The sequence below is a fragment of the Methylomonas sp. LW13 genome (genome assembly GCF_016865255.1).
Taxonomy (GTDB): Bacteria; Pseudomonadota; Gammaproteobacteria; order Methylococcales; family Methylomonadaceae; genus Methylomonas.
Map to the genome: position 1 here is coordinate 1,019,663 of NZ_CP033381.1, position 11,826 is coordinate 1,031,488.

General features: G+C 50.1%; 13 protein-coding genes. All 13 read left to right on the forward strand.

The genetic code is table 11. The annotated features are described in order from the left end of the window. The first annotated feature begins 6 nt into the window (after positions 1-6). On the forward strand, positions 7-708 hold the full coding sequence (locus JL719_RS04510) for an acylneuraminate cytidylyltransferase family protein (RefSeq protein WP_033157187.1): 702 nt from the start codon (positions 7-9) through the stop codon (positions 706-708). Beyond that, positions 705-1,685 carry an NAD-dependent 4,6-dehydratase LegB gene (locus JL719_RS04515; protein WP_033157186.1) on the forward strand — a complete coding sequence of 327 codons (981 nt, stop codon included), beginning with the start codon at positions 705-707 and terminating at the stop codon, positions 1,683-1,685. Before JL719_RS04510 ends, JL719_RS04515 begins: the two co-directional genes overlap by 4 nt. Beyond that, positions 1,678-2,817: a LegC family aminotransferase gene (locus tag JL719_RS04520; RefSeq protein WP_033157185.1), complete on the forward strand. Its 1,140-nt coding sequence runs from the start codon at positions 1,678-1,680 to the stop codon at positions 2,815-2,817. The genes JL719_RS04515 and JL719_RS04520 overlap by 8 nt, the downstream gene beginning before the upstream one ends. Further along, positions 2,814-3,995: a UDP-N-acetylglucosamine 2-epimerase gene (gene neuC / locus JL719_RS04525; RefSeq protein WP_033157184.1), complete on the forward strand. Its 1,182-nt coding sequence runs from the start codon at positions 2,814-2,816 to the stop codon at positions 3,993-3,995. Before JL719_RS04520 ends, neuC begins: the two co-directional genes overlap by 4 nt. Next, positions 3,992-5,059 carry an N-acetylneuraminate synthase gene (gene neuB / locus JL719_RS04530; RefSeq protein WP_033157183.1) on the forward strand — a complete coding sequence of 356 codons (1,068 nt, stop codon included), beginning with the start codon at positions 3,992-3,994 and terminating at the stop codon, positions 5,057-5,059. Before neuC ends, neuB begins: the two co-directional genes overlap by 4 nt. After that, positions 5,056-5,703 carry an acetyltransferase gene (locus tag JL719_RS04535; protein ID WP_033157182.1) on the forward strand — a complete coding sequence of 216 codons (648 nt, stop codon included), beginning with the start codon at positions 5,056-5,058 and terminating at the stop codon, positions 5,701-5,703. The genes neuB and JL719_RS04535 overlap by 4 nt, the downstream gene beginning before the upstream one ends. A 3-nt stretch (positions 5,704-5,706) precedes the next feature. Continuing rightward, entirely contained in the window at positions 5,707-6,759 is a 1,053-nt protein-coding gene (locus JL719_RS04540; protein ID WP_033157181.1) for a nucleotidyltransferase family protein, read from the forward strand. A gap of 133 nt (positions 6,760-6,892) precedes the next feature. Beyond that, complete coding sequence (locus tag JL719_RS04545; RefSeq protein ID WP_308441643.1) at positions 6,893-7,738, forward strand: flagellin N-terminal helical domain-containing protein; 846 nt, start codon at positions 6,893-6,895, stop codon at positions 7,736-7,738. A gap of 63 nt (positions 7,739-7,801) precedes the next feature. After that, entirely contained in the window at positions 7,802-8,239 is a 438-nt protein-coding gene (locus JL719_RS04550; RefSeq protein ID WP_033157180.1) for a flagellar protein FlaG, read from the forward strand. A 26-nt stretch (positions 8,240-8,265) separates the two neighbouring features. Beyond that, entirely contained in the window at positions 8,266-9,663 is a 1,398-nt protein-coding gene (gene fliD, locus JL719_RS04555; RefSeq protein WP_033157179.1) for a flagellar filament capping protein FliD, read from the forward strand. 15 nt (positions 9,664-9,678) lie between these two features. Next, positions 9,679-10,065, forward strand: a complete 387-nt coding sequence (gene fliS, locus JL719_RS04560; protein WP_026602079.1) for a flagellar export chaperone FliS — start codon at positions 9,679-9,681, stop codon at positions 10,063-10,065. Further along, complete coding sequence (locus JL719_RS04565; protein WP_033157178.1) at positions 10,065-10,397, forward strand: hypothetical protein; 333 nt, start codon at positions 10,065-10,067, stop codon at positions 10,395-10,397. The genes fliS and JL719_RS04565 overlap by 1 nt, the downstream gene beginning before the upstream one ends. A 547-nt stretch (positions 10,398-10,944) precedes the next feature. After that, positions 10,945-11,799, forward strand: coding sequence for a flagellin N-terminal helical domain-containing protein (locus JL719_RS04570; protein ID WP_033157177.1), 855 nt, complete (start codon positions 10,945-10,947; stop codon positions 11,797-11,799). Positions 11,800-11,826: the final 27 nt, after the last annotated feature.

The following is an 11,826-nucleotide window of genomic DNA, read 5'->3' on the forward strand; positions in this document are numbered from 1 at the left end:
CGATAGATGAAAATACGGGTTTTGATCGTGGTGCCGGCCCGCTCGGGTTCCAAAGGACTGATGGATAAAAACGTGAAATTGCTGGACGGGCGGCCCTTACTTGCCTGGACTGCCGAAAGCGTTGTCCGAGCGGCTGTTCCGGATAGCTTGGCGATTTTATCGACTGACTCTGAGCATTATGCGGTATTGGGGCGTAAAGAAGGGCTCTGCGTTCCGTTTCTTCGTCCTTCTGTTTATTCGGGAGATAGTGTCGCGGCTTTCTCGGTGGTTGAGCATGCTGCAGATTGGTTTATCGCTGTATATGGTTACCGGCCGGAATTAATGATGTGGTTGCAACCAACCTCGCCGTTTCGTTCTGCGGCTATAATTCGGGAGGCTGTTGCCATGGTCAGCGATAGGCAAGTTGATGCGGTAGTCGGCTGCAAGGAAATTCACCGCGATTTGACTACTTTGTTTCGCCTTGAGAGTGGTCATATGTTGCCCTTGGACAATCAAAAACCCACCCAGACGTCGCGTCAACAAAGCCAGCCATTGCTGACACCGAATGGCGCGATGTACTTATGCAAGACCGATTATTTACTGGAGCACAAATCGTTTTACCCGCCAAAGACGGTGCCGCTGATCATGAATGCAATCCAAAGTCTGGATATTGACACCGAAGAAGATTGGGCCATCGCTGAGGCGTACATTAAACAAGGATTGGTATGAACAAGGTTTTAGTCACCGGCGCCGACGGTTTTATCGGCTCGCATCTGGTGGAAATGCTTGCGGCGCGCGGCTTTCAGGTGCGTGCACTCACCCAATACAACTCTTTTAATAGTTGGGGTTGGCTGGAGGAGGCTGCCTGTAAAAATGAGATAGAGGTGATCTGCGGCGATGTCCGTGATCCGCAGTTTTGCCGGATTGCTTGTCGGGATATTGATGTTGTGTTTCATTTGGCGGCATTAATTGCCATCCCGTATTCCTACCAGGCGCCGGACAGCTATGTCGATACCAACATTCGCGGCACGCTGAACATCTGTCAGGCCGCTCGGGATAATGGCGTTAAACGCCTAATTCATACCTCAACCAGTGAAGTGTACGGCACCGCACAATATGTGCCGATCGACGAGAAACATCCGTTGCAGCCGCAGTCTCCGTATAGTGCGTCGAAAATTGCCGCCGATGCGATGGCGATGAGTTTTTTCAATGCCTTCAATATGCCTGTCACCATTGCACGACCCTTCAATACCTATGGTCCCCGGCAATCGGCGCGCGCGGTGATTCCGACCATCATTACGCAAATTGCCGCCGGTAAAAAACAGATTCAACTGGGTGATGTCGCGCCGACGCGCGATTTTAATTATGTAGAAGACACTTGCCGGGGTTTTATCGCGTTGGCCGAGTCGGCGCAAGCCATCGGCGAGACGGTGAATATCGGCTCCAATTTCGAAATTTCTGTCGGCGAAACGCTGAATCTGATCAAAAGCATCATGGCCAGCGATGTCGAATTTTTGGTGGACGAGCAAAGGTTGCGGCCGGAGAAGTCCGAAGTGAACCGCTTGTGGTGCGACAACACCAAGATCAAACAACTGACCGGTTTTGCCCCGCAAGTGACTTTGGAGGAGGGTTTGCGCCGCACCGTAGCCTGGTTTACCGAGCCGGATAATCTGAAACGATACAAAGCGGATATTTACAATGTTTGACAGCTTTATCCGCTTGGTCCGGGAGATTTATCAAACCGAACAATTCATCCCTTTGCACGAACCGCGCTTCGCCGGTAACGAAAAACAGTATCTGCTGGATGTGATCGACAGTACCTTCGTGTCTAGTGTCGGCCCGTATGTCACCGAGTTCGAAAGCAAAATCGCTGCATACACCGGTGCCAAGCACGCGATAGCCACCGTCAACGGCACCGCGGCGCTGCACGTTGCCCTGTTGCTGGCCGGCGTTCAGCCCGGCGAAGAAGTGATTACTCAAGCGGTGACTTTTGTCGCCACCTGCAATGCGATTCATTACTGCGGTGCCGAGCCGGTGTTTGTTGATATTGATGCGGCGACGCTAGGTTTGTCGCCGCTGGCCTTGGCGGAGTTTTTGGATCGATTCGGCGAACGCTGCGATGATGGCGTTTACAACAAAACCAGCGGCAAGCGCATCGCCGCCTGTTTGCCGATGCATACCTTCGGCCATCCTTGCGATCTGGCTGGGTTGATTCGAGTATGCGACGACTTCGGCATGCCGTTGGTGGAAGATGCCGCGGAAGCGTTGGGTAGCCGACTCAATGGCCAGCATTGCGGCACTTTCGGCAAACTTGGGGTGCTTAGCTTCAACGGTAACAAGATCATCACCACGGGCGGCGGCGGCATGATTTTGACCGACGACGAGGAACTGGCGCGTCGGGCCAAACACCTGACGACCACGGCTAAATTACCGCATGCCTGGAAATTCGAACATGACCAAATCGGTTACAACTACCGGATGCCGAATTTGAATGCCGCCCTGGGGCTGGCGCAACTCGAGCAATTGCCGAGATTTGTCGAACTTAAACGTGGATTGGCGCAACGTTATCTGGATTGGGCGCAAGCCAACGGTGCGCAAATCGTCGAAGAACCGGCTGGCGCTGATGCCAATTACTGGCTCAACGCTTTGTTGCTCGATGACCATACGCAGCGCGACGCCTTTCTGGAATTGTGCAATACCCGCGGTGTGATGACTCGACCGCTATGGGAGTTGATGGCGGATTTGCCAATGTACCAACATTGTCAACGGGATGACTTGCGGCAATCGCGCCAACTGGCTGAGCGATTGGTCAATGTGCCCAGTAGCGTGGTCGTATGACGACTGGGGCGCCACGTAAAATCTGTGTCGTGACCGGTTCCCGAGCCGAATACGGCCTGCTGTATTGGCTACTGCAGGAAATTCAAGCGGACCCGGACCTAGACTTACAGTTAGTCGTGACCGGCATGCACTTGTCGCCGGAGTTCGGTTTGACCTGGCGGCAAATTGCTGCCGATGGTTTTACGATCAATCGCAAGGTGGAAATGTTGTTGTCGTCGGATACGCCGGTCGGCATCAGTAAGGCCATGGGTTTGGGCTTGATCGGTTTCGCCGATGCCTTACACGATTTACAACCGGACATCGTCGTGGTGCTGGGTGATCGCTTCGAAATATTCGCGGCGGCGCAGGCAGCAATGAACTTGCGCCTTCTCATCGCGCATATCCACGGCGGCGAACTGACCGAAGGCGCGGTGGATGATGCCATTCGTCATGCCATCAGCAAAATGGCCCATCTACATTTCACCTCAACCGAGGTTTACCGGCAGCGGGTGATTCAGCTCGGTGAGCAGCCTAATCGCGTGTTCAACGTCGGCGCACCGGGACTAGACAGCGTTTATAAGTTGCCATTGCTGGATAAAACTGAGCTGGAACAAGCGCTGGATTTCAAGTTTGGGACACGCAACCTGATGGTCACCTTTCATCCGGTGACTTTGGAAGCGGCGACGGCGGCTGAGCAGTTTGCCGAGTTGTTGCGGGCTTTGGATGAGTTTGACGATGTGCATATCATATTCACCCATGCCAATGCCGATGCCGACGGCCGGGTTATCGCCAGCATGATAGAGGAGTATCGACGACGCCATTCCCGCCGAGTAAGTAGCTATGTTTCCCTGGGTTCTCTGCGTTATTTGTCGACCCTGAAGTTGGTCGATGCGGTAGTCGGCAATTCGTCCAGCGGTATCATAGAAGCGCCGGCTTTTCGTATCGCTACTGTCAATATCGGTGATCGCCAGCGGGGACGGATCTGTGCCGGTAGCGTAATCCACTGCGCGCCGCAAACCGATGCGATCCGCGCCGCCCTGCTAAAAATATTTTCCGGCGAATTTGCGAATACCTTGGCGCGTGTCGAAAATCCCTACGGTCAGGGCGGGGCTTCGGCGAAGATTAAAGAGCTTCTGAAACACGCGCCTGTGGATGGGCTGCTGAAGAAGCGTTTTTTCGATTTAGAGGTGCTTGAATGAGTGCGTTCATTATTGCCGAAGCGGGCGTCAACCATAACGGTAGTTTGCAAACCGCTATGCAATTGGTCGATGCTGCAGTCGCGGCGGGTGCCGATGCGGTGAAGTTCCAGACCTTTAAAGCCGAGAAACTGGTCACCCAGTCCGCTACGAAGGCTGAATATCAAAAACACACGACAGGTGCGGCCGAAAGCCAGTTGGATATGTTGCGCAAGCTGGAGCTGAAATACGAGTTTCATTTTCAGTTGCGTGATTATTGTCAGCGCCTAGGTATCGAGTTTCTTTCGACCGCATTTGATTTCGATAGTCTGGCGTTTTTGGTGGGCGAGCTAGGTCTATGCAGATTGAAAATTCCATCGGGTGAGATTACCAATGGACCGTTTTTACTGGCCCATGCCAAAACCGGCAAGGACATCATTGTCTCCACCGGCATGGCCACGCTAGGTGAGGTGGAAACCGCGCTGGGGGTTTTGGCGTTTGGCTTGTTGGGTGGGAAGCAACCGTCTCTGGCGGCATTTCAGCAAGCCTACAGTTCGGAAGCGGGGCAAGCGGTTTTACAGGAAAAAGTCACCTTACTGCATTGCACCAGCGAATATCCGACGCCGATGGCGGACGTGAATTTGCGGGCGATGGATGTGTTGCAGCAGGCTTTTCGCCTGCCGGTCGGTTATTCGGATCACACCGAAGGGCTGGTCGTGCCGATCGCCGCCGTGGCGCGGGGCGCGGTATTGATAGAAAAACATTTCACCTTGGACCGAAGTCAAAAAGGCCCTGATCACCAAGTGTCACTGGAACCGGCTGAATTAAAGCAAATGGTGCAGGATATTCGCGCCGTCGAACAGGCACTTGGCCGTCCCGGCAAGATGCCGCAAGCGGTGGAATTGCAAAATCGCACGGTCGCCCGCAAAAGTTTGGTGGCGAATAGTTTGATAGCAGTGGGTGAAACTTTTAGCGCCGAAAATTTGACGACCAAGCGGCCTGGAACCGGTCTGAGTCCGATGGAATATTGGCGATTGCTTGGTCAAACCAGTCATCGTTGTTATGACGTGGATGACTTGATCGAATGAGTAAGCCGGTCATTTTGCTGGGAAGCGGCGGACATGCGCGGGTGCTGCTCGACATGTTACGGCGGTTGGAGATTGAGATACTGGGCATAGCCGATCCTCACCGACTGCCCGGCAGCGAGCACTTCGGAGTGAGGGTACTGGGCGACGACTCGGCTATACGGGCTTATGCGGCGGATGGTATCGCGTTAGTTAACGGCATTGGTTCTCTACCGCGCGATGCAGGCTTGCGCGAGACCTTGTATCAACGATGTGTGGCGCAAGGTTATCGGTTTCAAACAGTGGTCGATCCTCGCGCGTTTACAGCAAGCGATGTGCAACTGGCTGAGGGCGTACAGGTCATGGCGGGTGCCATTATTCAGGCAGGCACACAAATTGCTGAAAACTGCATCGTAAACAGCGGGGCGATTGTCGAGCACGATTGCCGGATCGGGCGGGATGTCCATATAGCGCCCGGCGCGGTCCTGAGTGGCGGAGTGGAATTGGGCGATAAGGTGCACATTGGCACCGGCGCCACCATCATACAAGGCCTACGTATCGGTTCCGGCAGTGTGGTGGGCGCGGGCAGCGTGGTGACGCGCGATGTCGGTTGCAAGCAGATTGTCTATCCGCCGCGTTCGCACATACAGGATTTGCAACAGGATTGATAAATGAAACAGCATTGGCAGCAGGTATTGATTCGTCCGGAAGCGACGTTGCGAGCGACCATCGAGGTGATTGATCGCGCGGCATTGCAGATTGCTTTGGTCGTGGACGACCAAGAAAAACTGCTGGGTGTGGTGACGGATGGCGATATTCGTCGCGCCTTGATTCGCGGCTTATCCCTGGAACATCCGGTTTTCGAGGTGATGAATAAGCGGCCGAAAGTTGCCGCTTTAAATGACAGTAAGACCCAGTTGATTGCCATGATGGAGGGTCATCATCTCTACCAATTGCCGGTTGTCGATGAACAGGGCAGGGTGGTGCGGCTGGAGTCGTTGCAGGCGCTTTACAAGCAGCCGGCATTCCCCAATCCGGTATTTTTGATGGCGGGTGGATTCGGTACCCGTTTGCGTCCCTATACGGACGAATGCCCCAAGCCGCTGTTAGAAATCGGCGGCAAGCCCATTTTGGAAACCATCATCGAGAATTTCGTTAAGTCAGGGTTTCGACAGTTTTATATAGCCGTGCATTACCGAGCGCAGCAAATCAAAGACTACTTTGGAGATGGCGGACGTTGGGGAATTAAGATCGACTATATTGATGAGACCGAACCGATGGGGACTGCCGGCGCAATCGGTTTAATGCCGGACAATTTGCCGGATGTGCCGTTGATTGTGATGAATGGCGATATTCTGACCCAGATCGACTTTTCCAGATTGTTGGCCTATCACAACGAACAGCAAGCGATTGCTACCTTGTGTGTGCGCCAATACGAGTACCAAATTCCTTACGGTGTCGTGAGATTGGAGCAGCAAAGAGTGGTGGGGATTGAAGAAAAACCCTTGCAAAGCTGCTTGGCCAACGCGGGAATTTATGTGCTGGATCACAGTTTGATTAATAGCATCTCAGCCCAGAAAAAGCTGGATATGCCGACCTTATTAAACCAGCAAGTGGCTGCAGGCGAGATAGTCTCTATGTTTCCGGTCAATGACTATTGGTTGGACATAGGACGCGAAGCCGATTTTCTAAGGGCACAGGGCGAATTCGCCAAGTATTTCTGAATGAGAGGGTTAAAGTTCTCCAAATTCGGGCCGATACATCATTCGAGTTTGAAACAAATCTTTTTAATTCAACACAACACAAAATCTTCGAAGCGCTGAACGTTCTCGAAATTTGGAGGGTAACATCATGGCAATGGTAATCAACACAAACGTCAATTCGTTGAACAGTCAACGTTTTTTAAATAAAACCAACGATTCACTGGCGACATCAATGGAGCGTTTGTCTTCGGGTTTGCGGATTAACTCTGCAAAAGACGACGCGGCAGGTTTAGCCATCAGCGATAAAATGACATCGCAAATTCGCGGTATGACCGTAGCAGTGAGAAACGCCAACGACGGCATTTCGATGGCGCAAACAGCTGAATCCGGGATGGGAGCTATTACCGATACATTGCAACGTATGCGTGACCTTGCGGTTCAAGCGGCCAACAGGGCTGCGGTGAGTGGTTCCGACCGGGACAAACTTCAAACCGAATTTAAACAACTGGGCCTTGAGATTAAAAGGATTATTCAGAATACCGAATTTAACGGTAAAAAAATCTTGAATGGCTCATTGGCGGGTGCTAACTTCCAAGTGGGTGCCAATACCACGACAGACAACCAAGTCTCTGTTACTGTTTCTAACTTGGAAAAAGTTAACAGTCTTAGTGCCTTGTTTGGCGCTGCGGGATATTCGATCGGCTCGGGTGCGGCTTCCGCCAAAGTGAGATCGGCAATTTCAGCTATTGATAGTGCGATCAAAAAGATCGATACTTTCAGGTCAACTTTGGGTGCTATTCAAAACAGGTTCACTACTACTGTAGCCAATCTGCAGTCTTCGATAGAAAACCAAAGCGCCGCCAGATCCCGTATCTTGGATGCCGATTTTGCCACAGAGACATCCAATTTGAGCAAAACGCAAATATTGCAACAAGCCGGTACAGCGATGCTGGCTCAGGCTAATCAGTCCGGTCAATCCGTGTTGAGTTTGCTAAGGTAGTTTTGATTGGGGGGTTGCGGACCGTAACCTCCCGTTTAATACGAAAAGCATAAGGTGAATGTCATGAACAGTGAGATTTCAAATGTGTTAAAGCTATCTCCCGTGACTGTTGCTAAAGCTGATAAGCAAACGGATGAAAAATCATTTGCGGGAGCCAGGGTCGAGGCTGACAAGCGTAACCCTGGTATTTCCGCGTTGCAAAATGACTCGACTGTGTCCTCTTCAGTTTCTAATCAAGATCAGGACAAACAGAATGAGGCCAAACCTTCTTTCGATTCGGTAAAAAAAGCGGCGGATAAAGGGAATTCGTTGCTCCAATCGGTTAACCGTAATCTCCAATTCAAAGTAGATGATTCAACCAAGGAATTAGTGGTGAAAGTCGTTGATAGTGAAACGGGTGATGTCGTGCGGCAAATTCCGTCCGAAGAAATGCTGGCGTTTATCAGAAGAATGCAGGAGTTAGATGGCCAACAAGGCTCTATGATTCAGGATCGTGCTTAGTAAGTTAGTCGGATGAGGAGAGTGTCATGAGCATAGTTTCGTCGACGGGTATTGGTAGCGGTATCGATATTGGCACCCTCGTGTCGCAATTGGTGACAGCTGAAGGTCAGCCGGCACTGAATGCGATACAGCGGCAACAAGACACAACGAATACGCGCTTGAGTGGGTTGGGGACCTTGAAAAGCGCGTTGTCCGATTTCCAGACGGTCGTAAGCAAACTTAAAGATGGGAATCTGTTTAAAACGCATAAAGCCGCGTCTGCCGACGAATCTATCCTAAAAGTCGCGGCGGGTGCAGGATCCGTGGCCGGGTCTTATGCCGTCGAAGTTACTCAGTTGGCGAAGGCGCAAAAATCTATTTCGGGGGAGTTTGCCAACTCGGCTGCCACCGTTGGGACTGGATCTTTGACTATCGCAACCACCGCCGGAGCTTCGTTCAATGTGACGGTTGCTTCGGGCAATAACACGTTGCTGGGAATCAGGGACGCTATCAACAACGCTTCCGGCAATACCTCCGTTACCGCAAGTATCGTTAACGTCGACAACTCGACCGGCACCGGCACGATTTCCAAGTTAGTCCTCACAGCCAAAAATTCAGGACTCGCCAACGCATTTACTGTGACGGGTACCGATGACGATGGTAACAACGCCGATACGTCAGGATTGTCACAAATTTTTTCTTCTAATTTGAGCGCTCAGACAACGGCTACCGACGCTATTATCAAAGTCGATGGTCAAACCGCGACACGAAGCACCAATTCCATAACCGATGTCATCCAAGGTCTGACCTTAGATTTGAAATCTGCTCAAGTGGGTACCAAAGTAAACGTCGATGTTAGTTTGGACAATGAGGCTGTCAATAAAACGCTGACAAGTTTCGTCACTGCGTACAACAAGTTACATACCACTTCCAAAGATTTGGGCAAATATGGTGGAGGTACTGGCGGTAGTAGTTCCGGAAATGGTGCGTTAATCGGCGATGCTACCCTGCGTTACGTGACTTCTCAAGTCAGGCAGGATTCGGCAAATCCGGTTTCTTCAGCAACGGGCAACTATAACTCGCTAGCCATGATCGGCATAAAAATAGATAAAGATGGCGTGATGTCATTGGATAGCACGCAGCTTAACACCGCATTGAGTGCCAGTTTACAATCTGTAAGTGACGTGTTTTCGTCGTCTGATGGCGTAGCGACCCGGCTTTATTCAAAATTGGATAACGTATTGCAATCGGGTGGGCCGTTGGATAGTCAGCAAACATCGCTGAAAAAACAATTGTCAGCATTGGATAGCCGTAAAGCCGACGTGCAGGTTAGGCTGGATAATTTGCAAAAGACTTTGCAAAAACAATTCACAGCCATGGACGTCAATGTAGGTAAATTTAAATCAACCGGTTCTTTTCTAAGTAACTGGATCAGCAAATTGTAATGAAGAGGTTTTCCCATGTACGTTGATGCTCATAGAAAAGGCGCTAGACAATACGCAGAGGTCCATACCTCCAGCAATTTTGGCGAGGAATCTCCCCATCGGCTGATTCAAATGTTGATGGAAGGGTTCTTGGCTCGAATCAATTCTGCTAAAGGTGCAATTACTCACGGGGATATGGAAGCGAAAAGTATCTATATATCCAAGGCAATTGGCATAGTTGGTGGTCTGAACGAGGTGCTTGACCTAGAGCAGGGTGGCGAAATTGCCGTCAATCTTCGCCAATTGTACGATTACATCAACTTTCGGCTGTTACAGGCAAGCAGTGAAAACAGCGAGGACATATTAAACGAGGTAACTGTATTGATGAAAGACGTCAAAGAAGCCTGGGATGCGATTGCCTGATGTCTCTTGATTTCCCGGATCCTAATTTCTTGGAGTGGCAGCAACAATTACAAGGTTTTGCCGACAATATCCAAGAGTGCATACTAAAGGCGGAATGGGAGGGTCTGGCTGATATTTTGGATAAAAGGCAAGTTTGTTTAGAACAGTTTTTTGCGGGCGTGGCGTGCTTGCCCGAGCATAAAAAACTACTTGTCAAGCAAGTAGCTCAGTCGATGCTTGAGCAGGATTCGGTTTTTATTTCTTATATCGAAGAGCAAAAGTCGCTCTCGGCTGCTCAGCAAGCGGTCTTGGATCGCGGCCGCAAGGCAATGCAGGCTTATAACAGTTACTAAGTCATCTGATTCAGACTTATCCCCGTTTTTCCCCGGGTTCATCCCGTTCCAACACGCTGTTCAGTGTATCGATATACCCCTTAATTTCTTGATTGTTGTTCTGGCGGCAATGAAATGCCGCTCCTCTGTGTGTTCTTCTAAGGTTCTCAATTGTTTGCCTGATTTCAGCTTGCAGCGCTCTTCGACGTTTTTGTAATCCTTTCGTATATTGAAATAGCGATCCTCAAGTTATGTGATTCTTGTGTATATTGTTGATTTAATTCAATTTTTTTGTTTTTATTGGGGGTATTTGGTATGTGGTTCTTCTAGGTAAGGTATTTCGGAGGGGCGAGTCAAAAAAATGTCGTTCTAATTGGCTTAAGGCTGTTTAATTGGCGAAACGGCCTTTGATCGGGTGTGTTTTAGCCGTTCTTGATGATGCTAATAGCGTATTATTTTTTTAATTATTGAATTTAAAAGGGATTTTTATACATTGGCATGAAAAGTGATTGATGTTTAGTGGCGGCAATAATGCCTATTCCATTTAGTATCAACCGGGAGAACGATCATGCCATCATCAATGGTCATCAATACAAACATCGCGTCATTGAATAGTCAGAAGTTTCTGACGCGGACTAACGATAGCCTGCAAATGTCTATGGAGCGCTTATCATCAGGTCTCAGAGTCAACAGTGCTAAAGACGATGCCGCCGGTTTGGCGATTGCCGACCGGATGACATCGCAAATTCGCGGTATGACTGTTGCTATGCGCAATGCCAACGACGGTATCTCCATGGCGCAAACTGCGGAAGCTGGGATGGGTACAATCACTGAAACGTTGCAAAGGATGAGGGATTTAGCAATTCAGGCGGCCAACAGAGCGGCTGTTAGCGGTGAAGATAGGCAAAAGCTTCATACCGAATTTAAGCAATTGGGTGCAGAGGTTAAAAGGATTATTCAAAATACCGAATTCAACGGCAAAAAAATTCTAAACGGTTCTTTAAAGAATGCGAACTTTCAAATTGGAGCTAACACGGCGGCAGACAATCAAATATCGGTTACGGTATCCGATCTGCTGGCTGTGACAAGTTTAAGCGCGCTTTTTGGTAATAAGCATTCAATTGGATCAGCGGCTACCTCGGGAAATGTGCGCTCAGCAATCAACGCTATTGACACGGCAATCAGAAGAATCGATACATTTCGTTCGAATTTAGGTGCAATTCAAAATCGGTTTTCCACCACTATATCGAATCTGCAATCTTCTATTGAAAATCAAAGCTCTGCACGTTCGCGGATCATGGACGCCGATTTCGCTGCCGAAACTGCGAATTTAAGCCGCAGTCAGATTCTGCAGCAGGCCGGTACGGCAATGTTGGCTCAGGCTAATCAGGTAACCCAAGGCGTATTGCAGCTATTGAAATAAAAGTAGCCGCAGTATTTAGTCTGAATT

Excerpts from the sequence above, each read along its gene's own strand:
- JL719_RS04540 (WP_033157181.1), top strand. The coding sequence starts at position 5,707 with ATGAAACAGCATTGGCAGCAGGTATTGATTCGTCCGGAAGCGACGTTG.
- JL719_RS04550 (WP_033157180.1), top strand. The coding sequence starts at position 7,802 with ATGAACAGTGAGATTTCAAATGTGTTAAAGCTATCTCCCGTGACTGTT.
- JL719_RS04520 (WP_033157185.1), top strand. The coding sequence starts at position 1,678 with ATGTTTGACAGCTTTATCCGCTTGGTCCGGGAGATTTATCAAACCGAA.
- JL719_RS04565 (WP_033157178.1), top strand. The coding sequence starts at position 10,065 with ATGTCTCTTGATTTCCCGGATCCTAATTTCTTGGAGTGGCAGCAACAA.
- JL719_RS04545 (WP_308441643.1), top strand. The coding sequence starts at position 6,893 with ATGGTAATCAACACAAACGTCAATTCGTTGAACAGTCAACGTTTTTTA.
- JL719_RS04570 (WP_033157177.1), top strand. The coding sequence starts at position 10,945 with ATGCCATCATCAATGGTCATCAATACAAACATCGCGTCATTGAATAGT.
- JL719_RS04515 (WP_033157186.1), top strand. The coding sequence starts at position 705 with ATGAACAAGGTTTTAGTCACCGGCGCCGACGGTTTTATCGGCTCGCAT.
- fliS (WP_026602079.1), top strand. The coding sequence starts at position 9,679 with ATGTACGTTGATGCTCATAGAAAAGGCGCTAGACAATACGCAGAGGTC.
- fliD (WP_033157179.1), top strand. The coding sequence starts at position 8,266 with ATGAGCATAGTTTCGTCGACGGGTATTGGTAGCGGTATCGATATTGGC.
- JL719_RS04510 (WP_033157187.1), top strand. The coding sequence starts at position 7 with ATGAAAATACGGGTTTTGATCGTGGTGCCGGCCCGCTCGGGTTCCAAA.
- neuB (WP_033157183.1), top strand. The coding sequence starts at position 3,992 with ATGAGTGCGTTCATTATTGCCGAAGCGGGCGTCAACCATAACGGTAGT.
- JL719_RS04535 (WP_033157182.1), top strand. The coding sequence starts at position 5,056 with ATGAGTAAGCCGGTCATTTTGCTGGGAAGCGGCGGACATGCGCGGGTG.
- neuC (WP_033157184.1), top strand. The coding sequence starts at position 2,814 with ATGACGACTGGGGCGCCACGTAAAATCTGTGTCGTGACCGGTTCCCGA.